Source organism: Actinomyces sp. S6-Spd3, from assembly GCF_000758755.1.
In the GTDB taxonomy this organism is placed as follows: Bacteria; Actinomycetota; Actinomycetes; order Actinomycetales; family Actinomycetaceae; genus Pauljensenia.
The window spans coordinates 1-1,184 of the sequence record NZ_JRMV01000095.1 but is presented as its reverse complement, the minus strand read 5'-3'; the positions used below and the strand labels follow the sequence as shown (position 1 = coordinate 1,184).

The window sequence follows — 1,184 nt, the reverse complement described above, 5'->3', positions numbered from 1 at the left end:
GCGCAGACGGGCCTCATTTTTGTAAACTTCTCGTCGCCGTCAATCCTGCAGATTCGCGGGCTTTGGCGCGGCGTTTCAAAGTCCGAGGACGATTTTGGGCTACTAACTCAGCAGGTGCACGCGTGTAACGTGCAGCGCTCTGGCCCAAAAGCCTATCTGATTCCTATAAAGGAGGCCGCCGAGTTCAGCGTGGGAGCAGAGGCCAGCCTCGTGATTTCAAAGGGTGCCACAAAGGCGCAACTGACAGATTTTTACGAGACGGCTCTTACCATGGTGCTCGGCTATTTCCAGGATTTAGAGAAAGCGCTGCCCCACCTCGTTGATGCTTCGCGCGATGAAGAGGAGGTAGGCCGATGACTTTGCACGTGGTATCAGATGACCCGAAGGTTCCCGCGCCGGTAACGTTTGAGCGCATCGGGCAAGCGGTTGAGTCGATGGGCACCTCGTTTGAAGTGTTCGAGGAGGAGGGCTTTGGCCTGGCGAACTTCTCGGGCTTCCCGTTCCAGTTTGCTTTCACCACCTCGGGTAAGTTCTTGTCGGTTCGGATTTTATGGAAAACGGATCTGCCGATGTCGATGCAGGCAATGGCAGCACTGTTCACGGCTGCGGACCAGTGGAACCGGGAACGCTACTTCCCCACGATTTACACGCTTGTAAGCGACGACATGATTGAGGTTTGTGCGGATTATATTTGCTCGGTGGATGCGGGCATGAACGAGGAGCAGCTGGTGGATAACATTTCCGCTGGCGTGGCCTCTGGCATGGATGGCATCAACTTCATGCAGTCGATAGCTAAGGGCGTTGCAACGCAGTTAGCGAATTAGTAATGGGCGGGCAGGCGGAGTCAATGGCGCAGCGCCTGCTGGGCGCACTGTCTTCGATTGCGGGCACCAGTGACCGCCTGGTTTCCACCCTGACCGTACCGGGGCGCGAGGAGCGTCTAGCTGATTGGCCCGAATGGGCGCATCCGCGCGTGGTGGCCAGTTATGAGCGGATGGGAATTAAGCGGCCCTGGTCGCACCAGGTACAGGCCGCCACAGCGGCCTACGAGGGCTGGCATACCGTGATTTCTACGGGCACGGGCTCGGGCAAGTCACTTGCCGCTTGGCTACCGATTCTTTCGGCCATCGAGGAAGGATCTGGCACTCGTCTTTCGCAGATGCGACACCGCCCCACCGCCTTGT

Annotated in this window: 3 protein-coding genes; all 3 read left to right on the top strand. The window is 57.9% G+C overall.

The annotated features are described in order from the left end of the window. The coding region (locus HMPREF1627_RS00575; protein WP_034500177.1) for a YbjN domain-containing protein at positions 1-357 on the top strand (357 nt) is incomplete at its 5' end. Beyond that, positions 354-824 carry a YbjN domain-containing protein gene (locus HMPREF1627_RS00570; protein WP_052039003.1) on the top strand — a complete coding sequence of 157 codons (471 nt, stop codon included), beginning with the start codon at positions 354-356 and terminating at the stop codon, positions 822-824. The genes HMPREF1627_RS00575 and HMPREF1627_RS00570, both read left to right, overlap by 4 nt. Positions 825-847: 23 nt before the next feature. After that, positions 848-1,184, top strand: a 337-nt coding sequence (locus tag HMPREF1627_RS00565) for a DEAD/DEAH box helicase (RefSeq protein ID WP_324606564.1), incomplete at its 3' end; no start/stop codon positions are given.

What these genes read in the sequence shown, in the direction of transcription:
- HMPREF1627_RS00570 (WP_052039003.1), top strand. Translation starts at nt 354, where the DNA reads ATGACTTTGCACGTGGTATCAGATGACCCGAAGGTTCCCGCGCCGGTA.